Origin of the sequence: Streptomyces sp. NBC_01717 (assembly GCF_036248255.1) — a bacterium.
In the GTDB taxonomy this organism is placed as follows: Bacteria; Actinomycetota; Actinomycetes; order Streptomycetales; family Streptomycetaceae; genus Streptomyces.
Genome location: NZ_CP109178.1, coordinates 3,149,482 through 3,168,813 on the forward strand (window position 1 = coordinate 3,149,482; position 19,332 = coordinate 3,168,813).

Here is a 19,332-nt window from a genome sequence, read left to right on the forward strand (position 1 = left end):
GCGGTCCAGGGATCGATGGTGGCACCCGGGACCACACAGGAGAAGCCGCCGGGTGCGGTTGCGACCCGGCGGCTTCGAAGTGGAGTCGTCGGGTCAGCCGGCTACGCGTACCGCGAGCGCGTCGCCGATCTCCGAGGTCGTGCGAGGGGTGTCGCCACGTTCCGCGAGGTCGGCGGAGACGGCGTCCTCGATGCGCCCGGCCTCGGCCTCGTAGCCGAGGTGGCGCAGCAGGAGGGCGACGGAGAGGATCGCGGCCGTGGGGTCGGCCTTGCCCTGACCCGCGATGTCCGGGGCGGAGCCGTGGACCGGCTCGAACATCGAGGGGAACTCGCCGCTCGGGTTGATGTTGCCCGAGGCCGCGACGCCGATGCCGCCGGAGACGGCCGCGGCGAGGTCGGTGATGATGTCGCCGAAGAGGTTGTCGGTGACGATCACGTCGAAGCGCTCGGGCTGCGTGACGAGGAAGATCGTCGCCGCGTCCACGTGCAGGTAGTCGGTGGTGACGTCCGGGAACTCGGCCGCGACCTTGTTGAAGATGTTGGTCCACAGGTGCCCGGCGTAGGTCAGCACGTTGTTCTTGTGGACCAGCGTCAGCTTCTTGCGCGGGCGGGCCTGGGCGCGGGCGAAGGCGTCGCGGACCACACGCTCGACACCGAACGCGGTGTTGACCGAGACCTCGGTGGCGACCTCGTGCGGGGTGCCGGTGCGGATCGAGCCGCCGTTGCCGGTGTACGGGCCCTCGGTGCCCTCGCGGACCACGACGAAGTCGATCTCCGGCTGACCCTTGAGCGGGGTCGCGACACCCGGAAGGAGCTTCGACGGCCGCAGGTTCACATGGTGGTCGAAGAGGAAACGGAGCTTCAGCAGGAAGCCGCGCTCCAGGACGCCCGACGGGACCGAGGGGTCACCGATCGCGCCGAGCAGGATCGCGTCGTGCTGCTTGAGCGCCTGGACATCCGCGTCGGTGAGCGTCTCACCGGTCGCGTGGTAGCGCTTGGCACCGAAGTCGAACTCCTTGGTCTCCAGCTTCACATCCTGCGGGAGAACAGCATTGAGAACCTTGAGGCCCTGAGCCACGACCTCCTGGCCGATACCGTCACCAGGGATCACTGCGAGATTGATGCTGCGAGACATGTCGGCACCTTACTGCTCGTCCCACCCCATGACATTTTACGTCCACCATACGGACACATGGGGCGCTGTACGTGTACCGTTCATCCATTCGAAGGGAAAGCGTCAGCCGCCGGGTGGATGTTCTGGCCATGGACATCCCTCGCTTCGGAATTCCCGAGAAGCTCGCCGACCGAATGAGCATGGCTGAGCAGCACGACTACCTGCGCACCCGGCTCACCCGGCGTGGCGCGCTCCGCGCCGGTGCGGCGACCGCGGCCGTCGTCGGCGCCGGGCTCGCCGCCTCGCCCGCCTACGCCGCGCCCACCGTGCTCTCCTCGCGCAGCTCCTCCACCCAGGTGGACGGTTCGCTGGTCGCCCCGTTCGGCCGGCATCTCGCGTACGGCGCCGACCCGAAGACGCAGATGCGTGTCTCCTGGCAGGTTCCGTTCGCCGTCAAGCGCCCGTACATCCGGATCGGGCTCAAGCCGTGGGCGCTGAGCCGGAAGATCGACGCCGAGGTGCGGCACCTGACGACCCCGCTGCTGAACGACGGCAAGATCGCGGCCGCCGAGCAGTTCTACGTACACGCGGGACTGGACCGGCTGCAGCCCGGCACGACGTACTACTACGGCGTCGGCCACGACGGCTTCGACCCGGCCGACACCCGCAACCTGGGCACTCTCGGCACCTTCACCACCGCGCCCTCGCACGCCGAGCCCTTCACCTTCACGGCCTTCGGCGACCAGGGCGTCAGCTACCACGCCCTCGGCAACGACCAGCTGATCCTGGGCCAGAACCCGGCCTTCCACCTGCACGCGGGCGACATCTGCTACGCCGACCCGTCCGGTTCCGGCCAGACGAGCGACACGTACGACGCCCGCACCTGGGACCAGTTCCTGGCGCAGACGGAAACCGTTTCGAAGACCGTGCCCTGGATGGTGACCACCGGCAACCACGACATGGAGGCCTGGTACTCGCCGGACGGCTACGGCGGCCAGAACGCCCGCTGGTCGCTGCCGGACAACGGCCCCGACCCGGTGGGCCAGCCCGGCGCCTACTCGTTCGTGCACAGCAATGTCGGCGTGGTCGCGCTCGACGCCAACGACGTCTCGTACGAGATCCCCGCCAACTTCGGGATCAGCGACGGCGGACAGACCCGCTGGCTCGACCGGCGCCTCGGTGAGCTGCGAGCCCGTCACGACGTCGACTTCATCGTCGTGTTCTTCCACCACTGCGCCTTCTCGACGACCAACGCGCACGCTTCGGACGGCGGGGTGCGGGACGCCTGGGTGCCGCTCTTCGAGAAGCACCAGGTGGACCTGGTCATCAACGGCCACAACCACGTCTACGAGCGCACCGACGCGATCCTGAAGAACGCGGTCGCGCGGAAGGTGCCGATCGGCGAGCGCACCGACCCGACGCGGGACGGCATCGTGTACGTCACGGCGGGCGGCGCGGGCAAGGCGCTGTACGACTTCCCGGCGCCGGACACGTACGAGGGGCACGTCAAGGACCAGGAGAGCGTGAACACGTACCACGTGGTCAAGGGTGGCGGCAGGGCCACCGAGACCGTGGAGTGGTCGCGGGTGCGCTACACCGGCTTCTCGTTCCTCGCGGTCGAGGTCGAGCCCGGGCGGCACGCCCGGATGAAGGTCACCGCGCTCGCCGAGTCGGGCGAGCGCATCGACCACTTCGAGATCAGCCGCGGATGAGCTGAATCCCGCCGGTCTCAGTGACCGGTGGAGCCGCCGTTGTCCCTGCGGTCGAGGGCTCGCTGCAGGGCGGCGGCGGCATTCTGGCGCTCCGACTCGGTCGGGCGGTGGGTGTGACGGACGCGGCGGACAGTCGTCTCGGCCATGGTGGATCGACTCCTTGAGATCGCGAGGATTTCGAGATCGAAAAATCGTGAACGTGATTTCGAGATCGGGATTTCGAGGCGCCGGAAGGGGCGGGGAGCGGATGCCGCAGGGGTTGCCTGCATCGGGGCACGTGCTCACGACCGCCAGTCGCTGGATCTAGCGAGACGTTCGGCTTCTACAAAGCTAGGGCAGCTCGGCCGGTCTGTCTCCACAATTACTCGGACTTCCTACTATCTGAGACGGAGGTTTGGCGCCGCCCACCCGCAGTTCTCGGATCAGGGCCCGCGCGGCCGGCGATCATGCCTGCTCAGAGGTGGTGACATGGCCGACCGGCCGGCTCGGCCGTTCCGGTTCGAGAGCGGTGATCCCGACGTCGTCGGGTACTCCCTCCAGGGAGAGCTGCGGCATGATCGCCATTCCGAGACCACGGGACACCATCGAGAGCACCGCTCCGTCGTCCTCGGCCTCCACCGTCGCCGCAAGGACTCCGGGCCTCCACCGGCCCGGGCGAGGCTCTGGCCGAGGAATCTGCACCTGTCCGTCGATCCGTACTTCCGTGAGGAGATGGACGGCGGCCGGGAGCTCGGCACCCCGCTGGAGGGCCGGACCGTCGGCCGGGTGATCGCCGACCAGGCCCGGACAAGAAGTTGACCGACTGTTCACCTTTTCCGCGCCGCACATCTCTGGCCCCTGCCGGCCATCGCCGGGACCCTTGCGCTCGGTGTGCCACCGGGGCACACGCGTGGCGAAGGTGGACGGATGCGACCGGTCAGTCGGAGAAGTTTTGTGGCACTGGGCGCGGGTGCGGCGGCGGGCGCAGCGATACCCGGGGCGGCCGGACCGGCTTCGGCCGCCGCTGCGGCCGCCTCGGCGTCCGGGACCATCACCGATGTGAAGCATGTGGTGATCCTGATGCAGGAGAACCGCAGCTTCGACCATTACTTCGGCAGGCTCAAGGGGGTGCGCGGCTTCTCCGACCGGGCCGCGATCACCCTCCCCGGCGGACAGCCGGTCTTCAATCAGCCGAACGGGCTCGGCCGCCAGTACCCGTGGAGGCTGAGCGCCACGCCCGCCGCGGGCGGCGCCGACGGCGAGACACTCGCCCAGTGCAACGGCGATCTGCCGCACAGCTGGTCCTCCCAGCACGCCGCGTGGAACAAGGGCCGGCTCGACAACTGGGTGTCGGGGGTGGGCAACGTCCGTACGCTCGGCTACCTCGACCGCAGCGACATCCCGTACCACTACGCGCTGGCCGACAACTACACGATCTGCGACGGCTATTTCTCGTCCGCCCTGAGCGCCACCGGCCCCAACCGGACCTATCTGTGGAGCGGCAAGGTCGACTCGTCCAGCCACGACGGCGGCGACGAGTCGGGCCTGACCTGGGAGACGTACGCCGAGGCCCTGGAGCGGGCCGGGGTCAGCTGGAAGGTCTACCAGAACGCGCAGGACAACTACGGCGACAACGGTCTCGCCTACTTCAAGAAGTTCACCGACGCCGCCCCCGGCAGCCCGCTGCACGACCGGGGCATGGCATCCGTGCCCGCCACCACCGGCTCGACACCGGACGACATCGCCGCCGCCATCAAGGCCGACGCGCTGAACGGCACGCTGCCCCAGGTGTCCTGGGTGGTGGCGAACCAGGCCTTCTCCGAGCACCCCTACGCGCCGCCCGGTGACGGCGCGCACTTCGTCGACCTGGTGTACCGGGCGCTCGCCGCCAGTCCCGAGGTCTTCGACTCGACGGTCATGTTCCTCGACTACGACGAGAACGACGGCTTCTTCGACCATGTGCCGCCCCCGGCGCCGCCCGCGAACACGGCCGGCGAATTCCTGAACGGCGTCCCGTACGGTCTCGGCTTCCGCGTCCCCATGCTGGTGATGTCGCCGTGGACCCGCGGCGGCTGGGTCAGTTCCGAGGTCTTCGACCACACCTCGGTGCTGCGCTTCCTGGAGACCTGGACCTCGGCCATCGGCAAGCCGGCCGCCTGCCCGAACATCAGCGCCTGGCGTCGCAAGGTCACCGGTGACCTGACCGGGGTCTTCGACTTCGCGCATCCGGTGTACGGAGTGCCCTCGCTGCCCTCCACCGCCAAGGTGATCGGCATCGGCACCTGCGCCCCACTGCCCAACCCGGCCCCGCAGACCAACGCGCTGCCCGCGCAGGAGCCCGGCACCCGCCCGGCCCGTGCACTGCCGTACCAGACGAACGGGAACCTGGACCGGCTGGAGTTCGGTACCGCCGGGAAGATCCTGGCCTGGTTCTCCATGGCCAACCAGGGCGCCCCCGCAAGGAGCGCCGCGCACTTCTCGATCCAGCCGACCGCGTACCGCTCGACCGAACCCTGGCAGCACACGGTCGACGCGGGCGGGACGGCGTCCGACTCCTTCAACATCGGTACGGGGTACGGCGACGGGAAGTACGACATCACCATGACCGGCCCCAACCGGTTCCTCCGCCGCTTCACCGGGGATGCCACGAAGGCCGGCAAGGGCCTGGAGGTCGCCGCCCGATACGCCGCCGCACCGGACACCGGCAGGACCGCCATCTGGTTCCGGCTGTCCAACGCGTCCACGGCAGCGGTGAAGTTCACCCTCAGATCGAACAACTACCGTGCCGACGGCCCGTGGACGTACACCGTGCCGGCCGGCGGTTCCACGGAGGACTACTTCAACGCCGTCGCCGGGCAGAACGGCTGGTACGACTTCACGGTCACGGCCGACACGGACAGCACATGGTCGCGCCGGTACACGGGCCACATCGAGACGGGGGCGGCGAGCATCAGCGGCTGACCGGTCAGGACCTGACAGTCACGCCCCGGCTGTCAGGCCCTGCAGGCCCACCCCCCTCAGCAGCTGCAGCCGCGTCCTTCTGCTTGCAGCGCCCCGCGGCCCGGGACGCGGGGCGCTGCCGCGGGTCCCGTCACAGCACATCGCCGTCGCGCCAGTCGAAGATCAGCTTCCGGGACGGGGAGGGCAACGGGCGTCCGGCCGCGCCACGGACGTACGTGCTGCCCTCCTCGTCCGGCAGCGGCACCACGCCGCTCAGCCCCTGCACACCGATCTGCCCCTGCCACACCTGCCAGCCGCGCGCCGCGTACAGCGCGGCCCCGGTCTCGGAGGCGGACAGTGCCCCGAAGGCGTACGCCCCGTCGATGACCCGCTCCAGCGCCGTCATCACCCGGTCGCCGAGCCCCTCGCGCCGCCGGTCGGCGCGGACCGCCACGCCCTCGACGTATCCGATGCGGTACGAGCGGTGGGCGTGGATCACCCGGCGCTGGACGACACTCCCATGCGCGAGGAGCCCGCTGCCGTCGCGTGCGTAGGTGTGGATGCCGCCCAGGGTGTGGTCCCAGTCGTCGTCGCTGAAGCCGCCCTCGAAGGCGGTGTCGAGCAAGGCGCGGATCCCGTCGCGGGCGGTCGGGGTCAGCTCGTAGGTGTGCACGGTGTGCCACAACGGCTCAGTCATGTCCCCCAGCCTCTCAGGCACCTGCGCCCACAGGTACTCAGCGCACATCTGAGTAGCTGCCACGTGTCGAAGAGCGGTGCGCCGAAGGAGAGTTGGGTCCATGAACGGCCTTTACACGCTGAAGCCGTGGTACGCGGACCGGCTCTCCGGTGTCCGCGCCACGCTCGTCCGCCGTGAGGTGTCGCCCGACACCCTCACCGCCGTCGGTGTGGCCTCGGCGGCCGGTGCCGCCGCCGCACTGGCCTGGCTGCCCGCCGGCCTCGCCGCCCTGCCGGTCGCCGTACTGCTCGCGGCCCGGCTCGCCTTCGCCAACCTCGACGGGCACCTTTGACCACGGAGGGGATGCGGGTCGAGGTCCGGCACGAGCTGGCACTCGATGGGGCCCCGGCGGTGCGCCACCAGCCGTGGAACGGCATCCCGTTCAAGGTGTACGGCGCCGAGGCGGGCCGGGCCGGGACCGGGGCGGCGGAGTGGCTCGCCGCGTCGGCGACGGCGCGCGGTGCACGGACCCTGACTGTGGGACTGGGCTTCGCCGGGTTCGGACTGCTGATGCGGCGTCACCGGCGGCAGTACGGCCGGTATCTGGTACTGCTCGGCGGCGGGTTCGCGACCGGCCTGTCGCTCATCGTGCACGGCTGGCACTGAACGCCGACACAGTAGGAGATTGATGCTTCCTGCACCGAGGGGCGGAAATGGAATCCGCCCCCGACCGGCTGGGGAGCCGGGCGGGGGCGGGATCTGTGGCGAGGTGCGGGTGCGCCGCACCCCGGAGGGCGTCAGCCCTGGTGGGGGTAGGTGTAGTCGGTCGGCGGGACCAGCGTCTCCTTGATGGCGCGGGTCAGCGTCCAGCGCTGCAGGTTCTGCGGGGCGCCCGCCTTGTCGTTCGTGCCCGAGGCACGGCCGCCGCCGAAGGGCTGCTGGCCGACGACAGCACCGGTCGACTTGTCGTTGATGTAGAAGTTGCCCGCCGCGTAGCGGAGCTTCTCCATCGTGTACGCGGCCGCGGCGCGGTCGCCCGAGATGACCGAGCCGGTCAGCGCGTAGTCGGAGACCGACTCCATCTGCTCCAGCATCTCGTCGTACTTGTCGTCCTCGTACACGTGGACCGCGAGGATCGGGCCGAAGTACTCGGTCGTGAAGACCTCGTTGGCCGGGTCGGCGCACTCGACGACCGTCGGGCGGACGAAGTAGCCGACCGAGTCGTCGTACGTGCCACCTGCGACGACGGTGCAGGACGCATCGGTCTTGGCCCGGTCGATCGCGGCCTTGTTCTTGGCGAACGCACGCTCGTCGATGACGGCGCCGATGAAGTTCGACAGGTCGGTGACGTCACCCATGGTGATCGAGTCGACCTCGGCCGCGAACTCCTCCTTGAAACCGGAGTTCCAGATGGAGGCCGGGACGTACGCCCGGGAGGAGGCCGAGCACTTCTGGCCCTGGAACTCGAAGGAGCCACGGGTCAGCGCGGTCTTCAGGACGGCGCGGTCGGCGCTGGGGTGCGCGACGACGAAGTCCTTGCCGCCGGTCTCGCCGACCAGACGCGGGTAGGTGCGGTAGTTGGCGATGTTGTTGCCGACCGTCTTCCACAGGTGCTGGAAGGTCGGGGTCGAGCCGGTGAAGTGGATACCGGCCAGGTCGCGGTGGTTCAGGGCGACCTCGGAGACGGCGATGCCGTCGCCGGTCACCAGGTTGATGACGCCCTTGGGCAGACCGGCCTCCTCCAGGAGCTGCATCAGCAGCACGGCGGAGTGGGTCTGCGTCGGGGACGGCTTCCACACCACGACGTTGCCCATGAGAGCGGGGGCGGTGGGCAGGTTGCCCGCGATGGCCGTGAAGTTGAACGGCGTGATCGCGTAGACGAAGCCCTCCAGCGGGCGGTGGTCCATGCGGTTCCACACACCCGGGGAGTTGGCCGGGGGCTGCTCGGCCAGGATCTGGCGCGCGTAGTGCACGTTGAAGCGCCAGAAGTCGACGAGCTCGCACGGGGTGTCGATCTCGGCCTGCTGGGCGGTCTTCGACTGGCCGAGCATGGTCGAGGCGGCCAGCGTCTCGCGCCAGGGGCCCGACAGCAGCTCGGCGGCACGAAGGATGATCGCGGCGCGGTCGTCGAACGACATCGCACGCCACGCCGGGGCAGCGTCGAGGGCGGCGTCGATCGCGTCCCGGGCGTCCTGCTCGGTGGCGCCGGCGAACGTACCGATGACAGCCTTGTGGTTGTGCGGCTGTACGACGTCGAATCGCTCGCCGCCACCCATCCGCTTCTCGCCGCCGATGGTCATCGGCAGGTCGATCGGGTTCTCGGCGAGCTCCTTGAGCTTCGCCTCCAGACGGGCGCGCTCCGGGGAACCCGGGGCGTAGGAGTGGACCGGCTCGTTGACCGGCGCGGGGACCTGGGTCACAGCGTCCATGAGTGCCTTGTCTCCTTGCTTCAGCGGGGTGGGGGCAGCGGGGCGGGCGGGTCAGCCCTTGGTGAGGATGGAGCGGGCGAAGAACAGCAGGTTGGCCGGCTTCTCCGCGAGGCGGCGCATGAAGTAGCCGTACCAGTCGGTGCCGTACGCGGTGTAGACACGCATCCGGTGGCCCTCGGCCGCGAGGCGGATGTGCTCGTCGCTGCGGATCCCGTAGAGCATCTGGAACTCGTACTCGTCCAGTTTGCGCCCGGCCTTGCGGGCGAGCTCCTGCGCGATGGCGATGAGCCTCGGGTCGTGGGACCCGATCATCGGGTAGCCCTCGCCCTCCATGAGCGTCTTCAGGATGCGGACGTACGCCTTGTCGATCTCCGCCTTGTCCTGGTACGCAACGGAGGCGGGCTCCTTGTAGGCGCCCTTCACGATGCGGACGCGGCTGCCGGCGGCGGCGAGGCGGCGGGCGTCGTCCTCGGTGCGGAACAGGTAGGCCTGGATGACACAGCCGGTCTGCGGGAAGTCCTTCCGCAGCTCCTCGTGGATGGCGAACATCGAGTCGAGGGTGGTGTGATCCTCGGCGTCCAGGGTGACCGTGGTGCCGATCGCGGCGGCGGCCTCGACCACCGGGCGGACGTTGGCGAGCGCCATCTCGTGGCCGCCCTCCAGCGCCTGGCCGAACATCGAAAGCTTGATGGACATCTCGGCCCTGGTGCCCAGGCCGAGGTCCTTCAGGCGGTCGATCAGCTCCAGGTACGCGTCGCGCGCGGCGGTGGCCTGCTCGGGCGTCGTGATGTCCTCGCCGACGACGTCGAGAGTGACCTCGAGGCCCTTCCCGGTGGCGTCCTTGATGATCGGGACGACCTGCTCGACCGTCTCGCCGGCGATGAACCGGTCGACGACCTGCTTGGTCCCCGGAGCAGCCGAAATGAAACGGCGCATCTTGTCACTGCGCGACGCAGCGAGGATCACGGGAGCCAGCACGGGGCACCTCCAACGGAAAGATATGAACGAGGGCCGTATCGGCAGGAACTGAATCAGACCGGTACAGCACGGAGAACCACCGTGAAATCTAAGGATCCCTCCGATCCTGTGCCATCGACAGCTGTCACGCATCCATGTCCTGGATCTCAGACATATGTCTGAAGGGGTGGGAGAATGGTCGGGTGAAGGGCGATTACCAGGAGCTGGTCGACGAGATCTCCGCACTGCTCGGCGCCCCCGCGACACTGGAGAACCGGGACTTCGGTCTGGTCGCCTTCGGGGCGCACGACAGCGACGACGACTCGGCGATGGACCCGGTCCGCACCCGGTCGATCCTCACCCGTCGCTCGACACCCGCGGTCCGCGCCTGGTTCGAGGGCTTCGGCATCGCCCGCGCCACCGGCCCGGTCCGCATCCCCGCCGCTCCGGAGGCCGGGGTGTTCCGCGGCCGGATCTGCCTGCCGGTACGCCATCGGGGTGTCGTGCTCGGCTACGTATGGCTGCTCGACGCGGACCCGGGGCCGACCGACGGACAGCTGACCGCAGCGATGGACGTGGCGGCCAGGATCGGGGCGCTGCTCTCCGACGAGGCGCGGGCCGGCGCGGACCTGTCCCGGGAGTTCGGCGCGGTCCTGACGGCCGGCCGGGGCTGGCAGCGCGACATGGCGGTGGCCGCGCTGCGGGAAGCGCTGGGCCCGGACGCGGACGGGCTGCACACGGTGGTCTGCGTGACCCCGTGGCCGGACGAGACCCCGTCGGCCCGTACGGTGCCGTCCGCGGCGGCACTGTCCACGATCCCGTCACCTGCGGGGGCGGGCACCCTGTCGCTGGCCGCACTGATCCGACTGCGCTCCCCCGACGTACTGGACCCGGCGACGGCGGCGGCGGGCCGGCTGCGCACCACCGCGGGGCTGACCTCCACCGCCGGGGTCGCGGTCCCGCGCCGGGGCCTGCCCGAGCTGGCCGCGGCCTGGCACGAGGCCTCGGCGGCGGCCCGCGCGGCGGCTGCGGAGTCGCGCTTCGGCCCGGTTGCCGACTGGTCGGCCATCGGCCCGTACCGCCTGCTGACCGCGCTCCCGCCGACGGCGGACACCACCCCGGACCCCGCTGTGCGCCCCCTGCTCACCCCGCCGCACACGGACCTGGCCCGCACCGCCGAGGTGTTCCTCGACTGCGCGGGCCAGGCGAGCCGCACGGCGGCCGAACTCGGCATCCACCGCCAGACGCTGTACTACCGGCTGTCCCGGGTCGAGCAGCTCACCGGTCTGGATCTGAACGACGGCGAGGACCGGCTGCTGCTGCACCTGGCCCTGAAGAGGGCGCGGCTCTGAGGGCTGGACATCCTCGGCGGACACCCCCTGGGGCGGGGCCGGAGAGCGCCGCCGTTCAGTGGGCCCCCCGCTCGTCCGTACCGGCCACCTTCGCGGTGCTCAGAGCGATGCGGTTCCAGGTGTTGATCGTGAAGATCAGGGCCAGCAGCCCGGCCAGCTCGGGCTCGTCGAAGTGGGCCGCCGCGCGGGCGTAGACGTCGTCCGGGACGCCGCCGCGGGAGACCAGGGTGACGGCCTCGGTGAGCGCGAGTGCCGCCCGTTCCTTCTCCGTGAAGAAGTGAGCGGCCTCCGGCCAGACGGCGACCATGTGCAGCCGCTCCTCGCTCTCACCCGCCTTGCGGGCGTCCGTGGTGTGCATGTGCAGGCAGTACGCGCACCCGTTGAGCTGGGAGGACCGGATCTGGACCAGTTCGACTAGCGAGGGGTCCAGGCCCTGCCGAGCGGCGGCGTCGAAGCCGATGAGGGCCTTGAACGCCTTCGGGGCGGCCTTGGCGAAGTCGACTCGGGCGGTTCGGGTGACTGCTTCGGTGTTCGTCATGACCACTACGCTACGGAGCCGGGCGACCTCCCGTAGGGTGCATTCCGATGTCGGAATCATGGGTCAATTCGGCGGAGCGGATCGGCAGTGACCTACTGCTGGAGCTGGCAGGTCCGGGCAGTCGCCGGGCCGTTCTCATCCGCGCGCTGCGCGACGCGGTCCGGGCGGGACGGCTGCCGCCCGGCACCCGGCTGCCGCCCTACCGCTCACTCGCCGCCGACCTCGGCCTGGCCCGTAACACCGTCGCCGACGCCTACGCCGAACTGGTCGCCGAGGGCTGGCTGACCGCCCGTCAGGGGTCCGGCACCCAGGTCGCGCACCGCGCCGCGGCCGCCGCTCCTGCCCGGATCCCGAAGAAGGCGCCGTCCCGCCCGGCCCCGCCCGTGCACAACCTTCGTCAAGGGCAGCCGGACGCCGCGTCCTTCCCCCGTGCCGCATGGCTCGCGGCCTCCCGCCGTGCCGTGAACGCCGCGCCGAACGACGCCTTCGGCCCCGGTGACCCACAGGGCCGCATCGAGCTGCGCCGCGCGCTGTCCGGCTATCTGGCGCGCGTCCGCGGGGTGCACTGCTCCCCCGAACGGATCGTGATCTGCTCCGGCTTCGCGCACGCCCTTCGCCTGCTGTTCGGCGGCGGTGTGCTGCGCGGCCCGCTGGCGGTGGAGTCGTACGGGCTCGGTTTCCACCGCTCGCTGCTGGTCGCCGCCGGGGTTCGTACGGTCCCGCTGACGCTCGACGAACACGGGGCCCGCACCAGCGAGTTGACCGGACTGCCGGGCGTACGGAGTGTGCTGCTCACCCCGGCCCACCAGTTCCCGACAGGCGGTCCGCTGCACCCGGAGCGGCGTACGGCCGTGGTCGACTGGGCCCGTACCCGCGGCGGTCTGGTCCTGGAGGACGACTACGACGGGGAGTTCCGTTACGACCGTGAGCCGGTGGGCGCCGTCCAGGGCCTCGGTCCGGACCGGGTCGTCCACCTCGGCTCCGTCAGCAAGAGCCTCTCCCCCGCCATCCGCCTGGGCTGGATGGTGCTGCCCGAGCATCTCGTCGGCGCCGTGCTGGCCGCCAAGGGGGAACGCGAGGGCTGGGCGAGCGTCCTGGACCAGCTCACGCTCGCCGACTTCATCGAATCCGGCCACTACGACCGGCACATCCGCCGGATGCGGCAGCGCTACCGGCACCGCCGTGACCAGTTGGTCGCCGCCCTGGCCGCACACGCCCCGCACATCGCGCCCACCGGCATCGCCGCCGGACTGCACGCCGTCCTGCGGCTGCCGCCCGGCACCGAACGCTCCACCGTCAAGGCCGCCGCCTGGCAGGGCCTCGGCCTGGACCCGCTCGCCGACTTCCGTCATCCGGCCGCCACCATGCCCGCCGAGGACGGCCTGGTAGTGGGCTATGCGACGCCGCCGGACCATGCGTACGGCGCGGCCCTGGAGGCGCTGTGCCGGGCCCTGCCACCACCGCCCGGCGCCTGACCGGGCCGGGTCGGTCACATCTCAGCCCGTCCGGCGATGGAGGACACCGCGTGGCCGAGGCCACGCGATCGCTACGACACCCGTCCCTCGAGCACCGCCTTCAGCCCGTCCGTCAGGTCCTGCGCCGATGGCGCCGAGTCGCGGTCCATCATCCACTGCACCATCACACCTGCCAGCAGCGCCTGGCAGAACAGCCCGGCGACCCGCGCCCGCTCCGGGTCGGTCTCCGGGTCGATGCCCAGCATGTTCTCGGCGAGCCCGTTCCGGCCTTCGCGCTGCGGGCCCGCCAGAGCCTTCTGCAGCTCGGGGTCGGAGTCGACCCGGGACACGACCTCCATCTGGAGTTGCCAGACGGCACGTGTCCGTTCGTAGCTGCCGATCACCCGCTCCCAGACGTCGCGGAACTGGTCGAGAGGCGCCTGGGCGGAACCGTCGCCGCGCCCGGCGTCATCCGGCTGCTTGGTGAGCAACTCGCCCCACTCCTCCGTCACCTTGAGGAAGGCGAGATTGAGCAGGGCCTCCTTGGAGCCGTAGTGGTAACCGATGGAGGCGAGGTTGGTGCCGGAGGCCGCAACGATGTCGCGGGCCGTCGTCCGGGCGTACCCCTTCTCCAGCAGGCAGCGCTTGGCGCCTTCGAGCAGATCCTCACGGTGTCCCATGAAAGCAGCGTACCCGGCATGCAGACGTTTGTGTAAGACGCACGTCTACATGCCGGGTACGCCGGCCCGCACAGGGTTTGCGATCAGTCCGTGAGGTTCACCGAGCGGGCCGAGGCAGCGCCGATCTCCTCGGCGATCTCGCTCAGGACCGCAGCCGGGACGTCGTCGTCGACGGTGAGGACGACCAGCGCCTCGCCGCCGGCGGCCGCCCGCGAGACCTGCATGCCGGCGATGTTGAGACCGGCCTCGCCGAGAATCTTGCCGACCGCGCCGACGACACCGGGACGGTCCTCGTACCGCAGGACGACCATGTGGTCGGCGAGCGCCAGGTCCACATCGTGCTCGCCGATCGCGACGATCTTCTGGAGGTGCTTGGGGCCGGCCAGCGTGCCGGAGACCGCGACCTCCTCGCCGCTCGCCAGCGTGCCGCGGACCGTCACCACATTGCGGTGGTCCGGCGACTCGGAGCTGGTGGTGAGGCGGACCTCGACACCGCGCTCCTGCGCGAAGAGCGGGGCGTTGACGTAGGACACCGTCTCGTCGACGACGTCCTCGAAGACGCCCTTGAGCGCGGAGAGTTCGAGCACCTTGACGTCGTGCTGGGTGATCTCGCCGTACACCTCGACATCGAGGCGGGCCGCGACCTCGCCCGCGAGCGCGGTGAAGATCCGGCCGAGCTTCTCGGCGAGCGGCAGGCCAGGACGTACGTCCTCGGCGATGACGCCGCCCTGCACGTTGACCGCGTCCGGCACGAGTTCACCGGCGAGCGCGAGGCGGACGGACTTGGCGACCGCGATGCCCGCCTTCTCCTGCGCCTCGTCGGTGGAGGCGCCGAGGTGCGGGGTGCAGACGACCTGGTCGAACTGGAACAGCGGGGAGTCCGTGCAGGGCTCCTTCGCGTACACGTCGAGACCGGCGCCGGCGACGCGGCCCTCCTTGAGGGCGGAGGCGAGCGCCTCCTCGTCGACGATGCCACCGCGAGCGGCGTTGACGATCCGCACCGAGGGCTTCACCTTGTGCAGCGCCTCGTCGCCGATCAGACCGAGCGTCTCGGGGGTCTTCGGCAGGTGCACGGTGATGAAGTCGGAGACTTCCAGCAGCTCGTCCAGCGTGAGGAGCTTGACGCCCATCTGCGCGGCGCGGGCCGGCTGCACATAGGGGTCGTACGCGACGATCTTCATGCCGAAGGCCGACATGCGCTGCGCGACCAGCACGCCGATGCGGCCGAGGCCGACGACACCGAGGGTCTTCTCGCTCAGCTCGACGCCGGTGTACTTGGAGCGCTTCCACTCGCCGTTCTTGAGGGCGGTGTTGGCCTGCGGGATGTTGCGCGCGGTGGCGACGAGCAGACCGCAGGCCAGCTCGGCGGCGGTGACGATGTTGGACGTCGGGGCGTTGACGACCATCACGCCGGCCTTGGTGGCCGCGGACACGTCGACGTTGTCCAGACCGACGCCCGCGCGGGCGACGACCTTCAGCTTCTTCGCGGCGGCGACGGCCTCGGCATCGACCTTGGTGGCGGAACGCACCAGGATGGCGTCGACATCGGCGATCGCGGGGAGGAGTTCGGCGCGGTCCGCGCCGTTGCAGTGCCGGATGTCGAAATCCGGCCCCAGGGCGTCAACCGTGGCAGGCGACAGCTCTTCAGCGATGAGTACGACAGGTTTCGAGCTCACGTGAGTCCTCACAAGTCCAGTGCGGACGGCCGTCCCGACGGCCGCAGGCGGTGGAGGGGCTTGCCGCGTGGAAGACGCACGACACTGTGGGCCTGACGCGTGTATGTGTGGAGAAGTGTAGTCATGCGCGAGGGCGCATTCTGCGCCCCGATGGAAGGATCACCCACATGGGGCTGGACGACTTGTACACACGTACGGCGCCACCTTCTTCCAGCGGTGATGCGGGGGATGCGCCGCGGGGCGGGTCCGAAGACCCGCCCCGCGGCTTAGGACTTACGCGTCCTCGTCGTTCACCCAGCTCATGAGCTTGCGCAGCTCACGGCCGGTGGTCTCCAGCAGGTGGTCGCTGTCGGCCTTCTTGTACTCGTTGTACTTGGGCAGACCGTTGTGGTACTCGGCCATCCAGTTCTTGGCGAAGGTGCCGTCCTGGATCTCGGCGAGGACCTTCTTCATCTCGGCCTTGGTGGCATCCGTGATGATTCGCGGTCCGGTGACGTAGTCGCCCCACTCGGCGGTCTCCGAGATCGACCAGCGCATCTTCTCCAGGCCGCCCTCGTACATCAGGTCGACGATGAGCTTCAGCTCGTGGAGGCACTCGAAGTAGGCGATCTCCGGCTGGTATCCGGCCTCGGTCAGCGTCTCGAAACCGGCCTTGACCAGAGCGGCGGTGCCACCGCAGAGGACGGCCTGCTCACCGAACAGGTCGGTCTCGGTCTCCTCGGTGAAGGTCGTCTTGATGACGCCGGCGCGGGTGCCACCGATGCCCTTCGCGTACGACAGGGCGAGCGCCAGGCCGTTGCCCGTGGCGTCCTGCTCGACGGCCACGATGCACGGAACGCCGCGGCCCTCCTCGTACTGACGGCGGACCAGGTGACCCGGGCCCTTCGGGGCGACCATGCAGACGTCGACGTTGGCCGGCGGCTTGATGAAGTCGAACCGGATGTTCAGGCCGTGGCCGAAGAACAGCGCGTCGCCGTCCTTGAGGTTGTCCTTGATGGACTCCTCGTAGACCTGGGCCTGGATCGGGTCCGGGACGAGGATCATGATGACGTCGGCCTCGGCGGCGGCCTCCGCCGGGGTCACCACGCGCAGGCCCTGCTCCTCGGCCTTGGCCTTGGACTTGGAGCCCTCGTGCAGACCGACACGGACGTCGACACCCGAGTCACGCAGCGACAGCGCGTGGGCGTGGCCCTGGCTGCCGTAGCCGATGACCGCGACCTTGCGGCCCTGGATGATGGACAGGTCGGCATCGTCGTCGTAGAACAGCTCGGCCACTGGGTCTTCTCCTTGGTGTGCAGGTGTTGCGTCCCACCGTACGGCGGGGTGCGTCAATTACGTTTTCGGGTCTCGCCATACGAGCGGCGAGAGGGGTGGCGGCTAGGCCGTACGGTCGAGGGCGCGCAGCGAACGGTCGGTGATCGAGCGCGCGCCGCGCCCTATGGCGATGGTGCCGGACTGGACGAGCTCCTTGATGCCGTACTGCTCCAGCATCTTGAGCATGGCCTCCAGCTTGTCGGCGCCGCCGGTCGCCTCGATCGTGACGGCGTCCGGGGAGACGTCCACGGTCTTGGCGCGGAACAGCTTGACGATCTCGACGATCTGGGAGCGGGTCTCGTTGTCGGCGCGGACCTTCACCAGGACGAGCTCACGCTGGATCGCAGCGGACGGCTCGAGTTCGACGATCTTCAGTACGTTGATCAGCTTGTTGAGCTGCTTGGTGACCTGCTCGAGGGGCAGGTCCTCGACCCCCACGACGATGGTGATGCGCGAGATGTCGGGGTGCTCGGTGGTACCGACCGCGAGCGAGTCGATGTTGAAGCCGCGTCGGGAGAACAGGGCCGTGATCCGGGCGAGGACACCGGGCTTGTTCTCGACCAGGACGGAGAGCGTGTGCTTGGTGGACATGGAGTCGGTCTCTCTCTGTCTCTCAGTCGTCTTCGTTGTCGCCGAAGTCGGGGCGGACGCCACGGGCGGCCATGACCTCGTCGTTGGAGGTGCCGGCGGCGACCATCGGCCACACCATGGCGTCCTCGTGGACGATGAAGTCGATGACGACCGGGCGGTCGTTGATCGCGTTGGCCTCCGCGATGACCTTGTCCAGATCGGCCGGGTCCTCGCAGCGGATCGCGTAGCAGCCCATGGCCTCGGACAGCTTGACGAAGTCCGGCACGCGGGTGCCCTTCGCCGGGGCGCCCTCGGTGTCGGCGCCCGAGTGCAGCACGGTGTGGGAGTACCGCTGGTTGTAGAACAGGGTCTGCCACTGGCGGACCATCCCGAGCGCGCCGTTGTTGATGATCGCGACCTTGATCGGGATGTTGTTGAGCGCGCAGGTGGTGAGTTCCTGATTGGTCATCTGGAAGCAGCCGTCGCCGTCGATCGCCCAGACCGTACGGTCCGGCATGCCGGCCTTGGCGCCCATCGCGGCCGGGACCGCGTAACCCATCGTTCCGGCGCCGCCGGAGTTCAGCCAGGTGGCGGGCTGCTCGTACTGGATGAAGTGCGAGGCCCACATCTGGTGCTGGCCGACGCCTGCCGCGAAGATCGTGTTCTTGGGGGCGAGCTCACCGATGCGCTGGATGACCTGCTGCGGGGAGAGGCTGCCGTCCTCGGGGAGGTCGTAGCCGACGGGGTAGGTGTCGCGCCAGCGGTTGAGGTCCTTCCACCAGGCGGCGTAGTCGCCGGTGTGTCCCTCGGTGTGCTCGGCCTGGACAGCCTGGACGAGGTCGGCGATGACCTCGCGGGCGTCACCGACGATCGGCACGTCGGCGGTGCGGTTCTTGCCGATCTCCGCCGGGTCGATGTCGGCGTGGACGATCTTGGCGTACGGGGCGAAGCTGTCCAGCTTGCCGGTGACGCGGTCGTCGAAGCGGGCTCCGAGGGCGACGATCAGGTCGGCCTTCTGCAGCGCGGTGACGGCGGTGACCGAACCGTGCATGCCCGGCATTCCCACGTGCAGCGGGTGGCTGTCGGGGAACGAACCGAGCGCCATCAGGGTGGTGGTGACGGGCGCTCCGGTGAGCTCGGCGAGGACCTTCAGCTCGGCGGTCGCCCCGGCCTTCATGACACCGCCGCCGACGTACAGCACCGGCCGCTTGGCCTGGGTGATGAGCTTGGCGGCCTCACGGATCTGCTTGGCGTGCGGCTTGGTGACCGGACGGTAGCCGGGCAGGTCCTGGGTCGGCGGCCAGCTGAACGTGGTCTGCGCCTGCAGGGCGTCCTTGGCGATGTCGACGAGGACGGGACCCGGACGGCCGGTGGAGGCGATGTGGAAGGCCTCGGCGATCGTGTGCGGAATGTCCTCGGCCCGGGTGACCAGGAAGTTGTGCTTGGTGACCGGCATCGTGATGCCGCAGATGTCGGCTTCCTGGAAGGCGTCCGTGCCGATCGCCTTGGAGGCGACCTGGCCGGTGATCGCGACCAGCGGGACGGAGTCCATGTGCGCGTCGGCGATCGGGGTGACCAGGTTGGTGGCGCCCGGGCCGGAAGTGGCCATGCAGACACCGACCTTGCCGGTGGCCTGCGCGTAGCCGGTGGCGGCGTGTCCGGCACCCTGCTCGTGACGGACCAGCACATGACGGACCCGCGTGGAGTCCATCATCGGGTCGTACGCCGGAAGGATGGCGCCGCCGGGAATGCCGAATACCGTGTCGGCCCCCACCTCCTCAAGAGACCGGATGAGGGACTGCGCACCCGTGACGTGCTCAACGGTGGCGGAGGACGATCCGCCGTTACGGGCCCGCGGCTGGGGATGATGGGCCCCGGTGGCCTGCTCGGTCATCGGCATTCTCTTCTCGAAGCTGAGGGTTTTTGCGGGGTTTTGAGGTGT

At 69.7% G+C, this 19,332-nt stretch carries 17 protein-coding genes and 1 pseudogene; 6 read left to right on the forward strand and 12 right to left on the reverse strand.

Translation table 11 applies throughout. The features are described from left to right. Positions 1–93 precede the first annotated feature (93 nt). Complete coding sequence (locus OHB49_RS14195; protein ID WP_030971259.1) at positions 94–1,134, reverse strand: 3-isopropylmalate dehydrogenase; 1,041 nt, start codon at positions 1,132–1,134, stop codon at positions 94–96. A 128-nt stretch (positions 1,135–1,262) separates the two neighbouring features. Between OHB49_RS14195 and OHB49_RS14200 the strand changes: the two genes are divergently transcribed. Continuing rightward, positions 1,263–2,825 carry a purple acid phosphatase family protein gene (locus OHB49_RS14200; protein ID WP_329160633.1) on the forward strand — a complete coding sequence of 521 codons (1,563 nt, stop codon included), beginning with the start codon at positions 1,263–1,265 and terminating at the stop codon, positions 2,823–2,825. A 17-nt stretch (positions 2,826–2,842) separates the two neighbouring features. Here OHB49_RS14200 and OHB49_RS14205 read toward each other — a convergent pair whose 3' ends face one another. Together OHB49_RS14205 and OHB49_RS14210 are read right to left on the reverse strand one after the other, a co-directional pair. Next, entirely contained in the window at positions 2,843–2,971 is a 129-nt protein-coding gene (locus OHB49_RS14205) for a hypothetical protein (protein ID WP_093772350.1), read from the reverse strand. 298 nt (positions 2,972–3,269) lie between these two features. Further along, positions 3,270–3,449: pseudogene (locus tag OHB49_RS14210) on the reverse strand (LysR family transcriptional regulator); the annotation flags it as partial. Between the two features lie 282 nt (positions 3,450–3,731). Here OHB49_RS14210 and OHB49_RS14220 point away from each other — a divergent pair. Next, positions 3,732–5,765, forward strand: a complete 2,034-nt coding sequence (locus OHB49_RS14220; protein ID WP_329160635.1) for a phosphocholine-specific phospholipase C — start codon at positions 3,732–3,734, stop codon at positions 5,763–5,765. A gap of 130 nt (positions 5,766–5,895) precedes the next feature. Here OHB49_RS14220 and OHB49_RS14225 read toward each other — a convergent pair whose 3' ends face one another. Next, the gene (locus OHB49_RS14225; protein WP_329160637.1) at positions 5,896–6,441 is read right to left on the reverse strand and encodes a GNAT family N-acetyltransferase; all 546 of its coding nucleotides are present in this window, start codon (positions 6,439–6,441) and stop codon (positions 5,896–5,898) included. A 100-nt stretch (positions 6,442–6,541) separates the two neighbouring features. Here OHB49_RS14225 and OHB49_RS14230 point away from each other — a divergent pair, with 100 nt between their 5' ends. Continuing rightward, a complete protein-coding gene (locus OHB49_RS14230) occupies positions 6,542–6,772 on the forward strand; it encodes a hypothetical protein (RefSeq protein ID WP_329160639.1) in 231 nt (76 codons plus the stop codon). Between the two features lie 11 nt (positions 6,773–6,783). Beyond that, positions 6,784–7,086, forward strand: a complete 303-nt coding sequence (locus OHB49_RS14235) for a hypothetical protein (protein ID WP_443079523.1) — start codon at positions 6,784–6,786, stop codon at positions 7,084–7,086. Positions 7,087–7,217: 131 nt separating this feature from the next. Here OHB49_RS14235 and pruA read toward each other — a convergent pair whose 3' ends face one another. Together pruA and OHB49_RS14245 are read right to left on the reverse strand one after the other, a co-directional pair. Beyond that, complete coding sequence (gene pruA / locus OHB49_RS14240) at positions 7,218–8,849, reverse strand: L-glutamate gamma-semialdehyde dehydrogenase (protein ID WP_329160640.1); 1,632 nt, start codon at positions 8,847–8,849, stop codon at positions 7,218–7,220. A 51-nt stretch (positions 8,850–8,900) separates the two neighbouring features. Then, on the reverse strand, positions 8,901–9,827 hold the full coding sequence (locus OHB49_RS14245) for a proline dehydrogenase family protein (RefSeq protein WP_267001528.1): 927 nt from the start codon (positions 9,825–9,827) through the stop codon (positions 8,901–8,903). A 182-nt stretch (positions 9,828–10,009) separates the two neighbouring features. On the opposite strand from OHB49_RS14245, the gene OHB49_RS14250 reads away from it, so the two are divergent. Further along, the gene (locus OHB49_RS14250; protein ID WP_329160641.1) at positions 10,010–11,158 is read left to right on the forward strand and encodes a PucR family transcriptional regulator; all 1,149 of its coding nucleotides are present in this window, start codon (positions 10,010–10,012) and stop codon (positions 11,156–11,158) included. A 55-nt stretch (positions 11,159–11,213) separates the two neighbouring features. On the opposite strand, the gene OHB49_RS14255 is transcribed toward OHB49_RS14250, so the two are convergent. Further along, positions 11,214–11,696 carry a carboxymuconolactone decarboxylase family protein gene (locus OHB49_RS14255; RefSeq protein WP_329160642.1) on the reverse strand — a complete coding sequence of 161 codons (483 nt, stop codon included), beginning with the start codon at positions 11,694–11,696 and terminating at the stop codon, positions 11,214–11,216. Positions 11,697–11,743: 47 nt separating this feature from the next. Here OHB49_RS14255 and pdxR point away from each other — a divergent pair, with 47 nt between their 5' ends. Beyond that, positions 11,744–13,171: a MocR-like pyridoxine biosynthesis transcription factor PdxR gene (gene pdxR / locus OHB49_RS14260; RefSeq protein ID WP_329160643.1), complete on the forward strand. Its 1,428-nt coding sequence runs from the start codon at positions 11,744–11,746 to the stop codon at positions 13,169–13,171. A gap of 71 nt (positions 13,172–13,242) precedes the next feature. Here pdxR and OHB49_RS14265 read toward each other — a convergent pair whose 3' ends face one another. The 5 genes from OHB49_RS14265 to OHB49_RS14285 all read right to left on the reverse strand — a co-directional run bounded on the left by OHB49_RS14265 (position 13,243) and on the right by OHB49_RS14285 (position 19,290). After that, the gene (locus tag OHB49_RS14265; RefSeq protein WP_327126898.1) at positions 13,243–13,830 is read right to left on the reverse strand and encodes a TetR/AcrR family transcriptional regulator; all 588 of its coding nucleotides are present in this window, start codon (positions 13,828–13,830) and stop codon (positions 13,243–13,245) included. Positions 13,831–13,913: 83 nt separating this feature from the next. Further along, a complete protein-coding gene (gene serA, locus OHB49_RS14270; protein ID WP_030971280.1) occupies positions 13,914–15,506 on the reverse strand; it encodes a phosphoglycerate dehydrogenase in 1,593 nt (530 codons plus the stop codon). 273 nt (positions 15,507–15,779) lie between these two features. After that, positions 15,780–16,781, reverse strand: coding sequence for a ketol-acid reductoisomerase (ilvC, locus tag OHB49_RS14275; RefSeq protein ID WP_030971282.1), 1,002 nt, complete (start codon positions 16,779–16,781; stop codon positions 15,780–15,782). Between the two features lie 102 nt (positions 16,782–16,883). Then, positions 16,884–17,411 carry an acetolactate synthase small subunit gene (gene ilvN, locus OHB49_RS14280; RefSeq protein WP_030928848.1) on the reverse strand — a complete coding sequence of 176 codons (528 nt, stop codon included), beginning with the start codon at positions 17,409–17,411 and terminating at the stop codon, positions 16,884–16,886. Positions 17,412–17,433: 22 nt separating this feature from the next. After that, entirely contained in the window at positions 17,434–19,290 is a 1,857-nt protein-coding gene (locus OHB49_RS14285) for an acetolactate synthase large subunit (protein ID WP_329160649.1), read from the reverse strand. Between the last annotated feature and the right edge of the window lie 42 nt (positions 19,291–19,332).